The 6,570-nt window shown below is 37.5% G+C and carries 5 protein-coding genes; all 5 read right to left on the bottom strand.

The window, feature by feature from the left end; all coding sequences use genetic code 11:
* Positions 1–659: 659 nt before the first annotated feature.
* Positions 660–1,031 (bottom strand): GerW family sporulation protein, encoded by a 372-nt coding sequence (locus MMU05_RS18925; protein WP_241143231.1) that lies wholly within the window; start codon positions 1,029–1,031, stop codon positions 660–662.
* Positions 1,032–1,691: 660 nt separating this feature from the next.
* Complete coding sequence (locus tag MMU05_RS18920) at positions 1,692–3,197, bottom strand: phytoene desaturase family protein (protein WP_241143230.1); 1,506 nt, start codon at positions 3,195–3,197, stop codon at positions 1,692–1,694.
* Positions 3,198–3,484: 287 nt separating this feature from the next.
* Positions 3,485–3,676 (bottom strand): hypothetical protein, encoded by a 192-nt coding sequence (locus MMU05_RS18915; protein ID WP_241143229.1) that lies wholly within the window; start codon positions 3,674–3,676, stop codon positions 3,485–3,487.
* A gap of 134 nt (positions 3,677–3,810) precedes the next feature.
* Positions 3,811–4,377, bottom strand: coding sequence for a cyclic nucleotide-binding domain-containing protein (locus tag MMU05_RS18910; protein WP_241143228.1), 567 nt, complete (start codon positions 4,375–4,377; stop codon positions 3,811–3,813).
* Positions 4,378–5,646: 1,269 nt separating this feature from the next.
* Entirely contained in the window at positions 5,647–6,516 is an 870-nt protein-coding gene (locus tag MMU05_RS18905) for a DUF6268 family outer membrane beta-barrel protein (protein WP_241143227.1), read from the bottom strand.
* Between the last annotated feature and the right edge of the window lie 54 nt (positions 6,517–6,570).

The raw sequence follows: 6,570 nt of genomic DNA, 5'->3' as shown, positions 1-6,570 counted from the left end.
GAGGTTTAGTGTAAGATTTATTTGATACTTAAAGTTACATTAACCTCTTGGCTTTACTTAATTTAAACATACAGGCTGTCGGGTTGGAAAAATTGTAGTGGTTCTAGTGGTTGAAATGGTTGTCGGGATGGGAAATTAATCGGAGAATCAAGTCTTGTGTCTTGAATCTTGTGTCTTTTTACCCCAAAACAGGGAAGGGAGTTTTTTACCACAGATTTAAATGATTTTCACAGATTTTTTACCACATAGGGTCATAGAGAATATATGGGTGGATTGGTTCCGCCCCGGCGGACAGGTGTAATTGTTGTAGTGGTTATAGTTGTTGTAATGGTTGTCAGGTTGGGAAAGTTATCGGAGAATCAGGTCTTGGATTTTGTGTTTTTTTGCTCCAAAAAAAGGAAGGGAATAATTTACCACAGATTTAATTGATTTTCACTGATGGTTTTACCACATAGGAACATAGAAAACATAGGTTAAGCCGATTCCGATAGCTCTAGATGAAGCAATTTTTAGTTACCTCCTACAATGCGGATCCTCCAACCTCTGATAATGAAATTAAAAAAAAGGAATTGAAATCTGTATGGGAGTTACAGCTTTCAATTCCTTTAAAATTGAGGCATTATGATAAATTTGGAGGGAATATTGAAAGAAAATGGTTCCTAGTTTTTCTTTTCCTTTGCTTCCATAAACCTATTGACGAGATCAGGCATTTTTTCGATAATTGCCGAAAAACCTTTTGGATTGTTGGCAGCAATAAATTGAATTTCAGATCCTTTGCTTGCCAAAAATCCAACCGGAGCGATTCCCATTCCGGCACCACCACCCGAGCCATGACCTTCTCCTTCACCTTGTTTTGGAGCAGTTCCTTTTCCTTCGCCTCCGCCTACTCCAAATCCCATTCCTATAGACATGACCGGGACACATGTAAACTCTCCTAATTGAAACTGTTGGCCGATTACGGTTTCAGTTTTCGCTTCATTTCTTAGGAATTCTGTGATTTTTGAAATTAAATTTTCTGTGCTTGGTTCCATAGTTTTTTTGGTTTTAGTTTTAACTTTTCTTTATCATCGCCCAAAGAATTTTGTATCCTTGGTTTTCAATTTCTAATGTCAACTGGTTATCCTGTGTAAAATTGATTTGGATGGTTTTTCCTGTCCATTGTTCCAACCAGTAAAAGAAGGGAAATAGCATTCCGTTCAGCGAAGGATCATTGGTATCTAATTTGAATACACATTCCTTTATTTTGAAGCTTTGGATAAGGTTTTTAATTTGAACAGTATTTAATGGAAAGGATTTTCTTTTTGAATCTTTCTTGACCTCATTCTTATTTTTCTCGGTCTTGGAAATTATTTCTATTAAATCCCATCTCCATTTAAGTCCAATAATTTTAACCTCCAGCCAGGGGTAATATTCTTGTAGTACGATCCCACCTTCTCCAATCAAGAATAATTTTATCTTGATAGAATTTGTCTTGCTATCTATCCTGAAAGAAAATGGACCGAAAAGCAAAAAAAGCAGAATTCCTATGACAATATAAAGGAGTATCCACCACATCATTTTTTGATTCAAATCTAAGTGATAGGTATGTAATCCGCACTGATAGAGTTCATTAGGCTAAATGATTAAGATCATTGAATTGATTTCATTTTGGGTTCATTGAATAAATATGGATTTAGTGTCACTTCAATATTCTAAACCTCTGCTTCAAAATGGATTTTTTCTTCTTTACAGATCAGTTGGATACAGTTCCTTCCTGTGAATGCAGCAGGGGGCATGCCTCCTCCGGGCATCACCCAATGTCCTGCCATATAGAAGTATTTTAGGTTTTTGAAATGACTCGGCAATTTTATTTTTAATGCACTGGGTGTGGGAAGCCAACCTTCATAGCTTCCTTTGTGGTTTCCTGTCCAATTCTCATAAGTTATTGGCGTTGCTGTATCCATGAAATCTACTTGGTCTGTAATGCCAGGGAATTCTCGCTCGAGAGACGCTAGCAACTCGTGGCAAATCTTTGCTCTTTCATTTCTGTAAGCATCTTCTCCTTGGGATAACAGATTTTTCCAAAACTCATAATCTGTATCCAACATGCTTGTAATCAATGTTTTTCCTTTGGGTGCGAGGGTAGGGTCAAAATTATAAATCTGAAAACTGGCTCGGGTATGCGTGATATTTCCCACTTTCAAGGATTTATTTAAAGGGATATTCAAACCGATTATTGAGGACTGGAGATTATCAAAATCCCGTCTGATACCTGCAGAAAAATATACTATCGGTGGATATAATCGTAGGGAATTGTATACATCAAATGTTTTTTCATCTACAAATTTAGGGCCTAGCATCTTGTGGAGAACTGTGTGACCATCACATGCTGAAATGATGTAATCTGAATTAATCTGTTGACCGTTTTCCAATAGGATTCCTTTTGCAGTTTTGCCCTCAATCACAATCTTGGTTACCTTACTGTTATATTCGATTTTTCCTCCCAGGTCAATAAACCGTTTTACCAATCTTTCGGCGAATTTTCCTGAGCCTCCAAGTGGGAATCCGGCTGTGCCATTGGCTGCAAAACTCAAATGCATTAAAAACCAAACCATAGACATTTCTGAAGACCAAAAATTTTCAAAAGCGGTTTGAAGCACCTCTGATTTAAATTTTTTAGCAAAATCCCTAATTGATAATTGACTATATTTTCCCAAAGTCACAACAACAGGGATATTACCCATAAAAACTTTTACCCATTCCCAAGCATTCAACAGTTCCAAAGCCCTGTCCATAGGAAAATTGGCGGCAGCAAAGGTTTTGATTGCATCAATAAAAATATCGATGGTTTCATGGTCCTCGGGTGAGATTTCTGTGAGATGCTTCCTAAGCTTTTCGGGTTCAACATAAAAATGAACATCGATCCCATCTATATTTCTGTATTCTATGAAACTACTATGGTTATGGATAGTATTGTCCTGCAAAACCCCCAAATGATGCCACATTGGGTAAAAATCTATACCGGGAGCAGAACCCGCCAACCAAAGTATAGAACCATTCACGGAGTAACCTTCTCTTTCCCAGGATGAACAAACTCCTCCAGCTTTGGGACCCATTTCGAAAATTGTCACCTCAAACCCGTTGAGCCTTGCATATATCCCTGCAGATAATCCTGCAATGCCAGCACCTATTACGTTAATTTTAATTGAATTCACCATTTGGACAAGATTTAAAATATGGAGGTATATTTTGTACCAATTTTTTAATTTACCTAATTGCTTTGATTTTAGAAATACTTGAATATTAATGTTTTATGAAGTTTTAGTGATTATTTTTTATAGTCTTGGTATCATTTAATTATAGTTATAATTGTTGAAGGGTTGTATGCTGTGTTTTGTCAAGTTGGGAAAGTTCCGCCACGGCGGACAGGTGTAATTGTTGTAGTGGTTCTAGTAGTTGTAATGGTTGTCATTGTTGTCGGCTTCGCGTTGTCAGGTTGTCAAATTCAAAGGTAGGGTTCGACTTCATCTAAGGGAATGCCGGAGAATGCGCAGAACTCCTGGACTGTAATGAACTGGTGGGGCTGCTTGTTATAATGGTCCCTGATTTTGGTCAAAAGTTCCTGACCATAGCGCTCACTCTTGCCGGTGATGAGCTGGACATCTTTTGGGTATATGACACATCTCCTTTTGTACATCGCTTGAAGTAGGTTAATTGGTTAATTGAAAGAAACGAGTAAGTATTTGTGATTTTTGGGGCATGAGGGTACCGTTAACCATTTGGTAATGGAAAGGGAAACTGCATACTTATATAGAAAGATAGGTGGGGTGGTTACCGAGTTCGGCGGAGCCGGTAAATGGTTCGTTCCGGTAAATTAAGGATGCCTGAGATGTCCTTTATTTTGATTAAAGCAAAGTCAGGACAGATTTGGGGTAGCTGCTTATATCGCTCCTTGGGAGGAAGCCAAAGAATGCTACTCCATTCCCAATTTTGCAAGACCAATTGTTGACTTAAGCGCAAAATCAATTTGATCATAGATTCAGGGGACTCCATTATTCTTAACTCAATCTCCCTAGGAATCTCACAAATCAAACAATCTGCATAAGCCTTGATGCAATAGTTGGTCAATCGTTCTTGGGTGTAAGATTCAAAATCAAAGACTAAGGTATATTTACTGTAAATCCTCCTGCATTTGGTTTTCTTTCCAAGTCTTTCAAATAATGCCAAGGTGCCGGAAATGAGATACCTTCTTTGGGTTTCGATCTCATGGATTTCTTTTAGAATGGTGTTTTTTCGATAGCTTTTGATTTTGAAATGGGGTAATAGGTCACTGTATTCTTCGATCGGAATGGGTACCTGCGAGATAATGGTCCCTTTCCCTATTTTGTTTGATTCCATAAAGTTGATTTAAAAAATACCGATACTTCTATTTGCTATGGTCCGATTGAATGTCAACCGTCCAAATTGTTTATAGAAATCCCGCTTTTGGGTGATCTGAAGCAGATTTCTATCCCCTTTTCCATTCTTATGGAGACGATACTCTTATCATGATAGTTAATTTAAGCAGATCTTTAGGATAACTGCAAGTTTATTTACGAAATGTTAACATTTATACCTAAAAAACTGCCAATTGGCAGAAAAAATTGGGTACTCAATATGATTTTAACCAATGGTGGGTAATTTTTCCCATGCCTCTCGGTGAATATGCCCTCCCTAGATTACGGAGTCCGGGAAGAGTCAAGAAAAACCTAAAGGAAAAGAAGGTTTTTCAAAGGGGCGCAGTGGATTTTTCCTTTCCCTGTTTTTGGAGGAAACCTTTTATCTCTTTTTCCATTCTTTAGGCCAAAAACCGGAATCGTTGTTCTCGTTTCTTTTCCCGAGTTGCGTTTCTTACTCGAGGCTACCCTATTTAACCCTGCCCGTTAGGCACTACGTGGTGTGTCGTCATCAATGTTTGATCATCCTTGTAATACTATTTGGTATAAAAGGGAAAAAAAATAGACACTGTCGAAGACAGTGCCCATTACCTATTCAGTTAAAAAGGAATCCATATTTTGGATTTCCAAATGTACCGTCTGTTTTGATAAATTTTCATTTTGATTGATTATCAAATTAAATACCTTTTGAAGGCCAGACATGTTTAATTTTAACATTTAAATAAACCAAATGACTTTTTACTTTTCGCCGGTGTTATTTTGGCAGGGGTCAAAAAAAACACTGCCAGAAGCAGTGTCTATCAACCGTGAGGACTAAAAATCTCTATGTTTATAAATTCAAAAATACTATCTCGTTTTATTTTTAATTCTATTTTAATGATTATCATATTTTAATTTTTATAGAAAATATTAACAATTAATTAACCTAGCCAATTCTCATATATCTTAGATATAAGACCAGTGGGATCATTCGACGCCAATGGTTGTGTCACCACAAACATTATTCATTCTTTAACCGCAATGGTCGCTAAGGTTTCGCCAAGGGGCCCAAAGAACCTCAATCAAGATTTAACCGATCTATTGCAACCAATCCCTTTGGGGTGGCATATTTATAGAAAAGAAAAGCGATAAAGTTTAGGGCCAACCCTGAAGGCCTGCCTTCCGCAGGCATGGGTTGAATATCTCATCATAATGCCTAGCGAATTGAATTTTATGGCTAAACCTTCCCTGTTTAATTTTTAATTATCTGTGGTCTAATATAAAGCCTCACAGATAAAAAAGGTCCGTTTTCTAAGCTTAAATCAATATCCTCACTTCCAATTATTTCGAAATCATAGGTTCGTCTTGCAGCAATTCCCCCAAAAAGTTCGATAATTAAAGGTCCGGCAATTCGATACTGGAATTCAGGCCCCAATCTTACCCGTGAGAATCGAAGCAAGTCCACTTCAGATCCGTTGAATGTTTCATTGTTGAGATTATACTGACTCCCATTTACGTCAAACTTTAACCCATAAGAGAATCGATTGGTATATTTCCACATCGTTTTCACAAAGAAAGGTAAGTTAATGTCCAATTTCATTTTATCTCCCACTCTAGTCATACCTAAGGAAGGTAAAATCAAAGGTCTACCAAACCTTGATGTACTGATTACGCCTAAGCTATAAGAAAACTTTTCAGTCTTTTGGGTTTTAAATAAGACTCCACCTTGCATCAAAAAATTATCTCCTGAGAAGCTTCCCGGTTCGTCAGTTGTGGAAATAGCTGGAAAAGCACTAACAATCAATTGTTTATTCTCAGATACATTGAAAACACCCGCCAGGCGTAAACCCAGAAAAAACAGGTCATCATTTGATTGACGATCGGCGCTTTCCGGAACTACCAATCGATAGGTGGCTCCGGCCAGGAGGGACCATTTTTCTTTCCGTATCGCAGGTAACAAAAACGAAACTTGGTATTCTGAAATAATGGCCTCAATACTATCTATTTTGCTAGGGGATGCTTTAGGATATCTTGCGTATTCCACTTCTAGCAATTCAAATTCCTGACCTAAGCAATTTCCAACAATAGCCAACAGTAAGATCGTCCCAAATATTTTATTCATTGAAATGATATTTTTTTGTTTGGTAGTAAAGTCCACCTACCCCAATTTCACCTA

Source organism: Cognataquiflexum rubidum, assembly GCF_022538115.1.
GTDB lineage: Bacteria > Bacteroidota > Bacteroidia > Cytophagales > Cyclobacteriaceae > Cognataquiflexum > Cognataquiflexum rubidum.
The sequence above is the reverse complement of the archived record's forward strand: the minus strand, read 5'-3'. Positions and strand labels throughout refer to the sequence as shown.

Excerpts from the sequence above, each read along its gene's own strand:
- MMU05_RS18925 (WP_241143231.1), bottom strand. The coding sequence starts at position 1,031 with ATGGAACCAAGCACAGAAAATTTAATTTCAAAAATCACAGAATTCCTA.
- MMU05_RS18920 (WP_241143230.1), bottom strand. The coding sequence starts at position 3,197 with ATGGTGAATTCAATTAAAATTAACGTAATAGGTGCTGGCATTGCAGGA.
- MMU05_RS18910 (WP_241143228.1), bottom strand. The coding sequence starts at position 4,377 with ATGGAATCAAACAAAATAGGGAAAGGGACCATTATCTCGCAGGTACCC.
- MMU05_RS18905 (WP_241143227.1), bottom strand. The coding sequence starts at position 6,516 with ATGAATAAAATATTTGGGACGATCTTACTGTTGGCTATTGTTGGAAAT.
- MMU05_RS18915 (WP_241143229.1), bottom strand. The coding sequence starts at position 3,676 with ATGTACAAAAGGAGATGTGTCATATACCCAAAAGATGTCCAGCTCATC.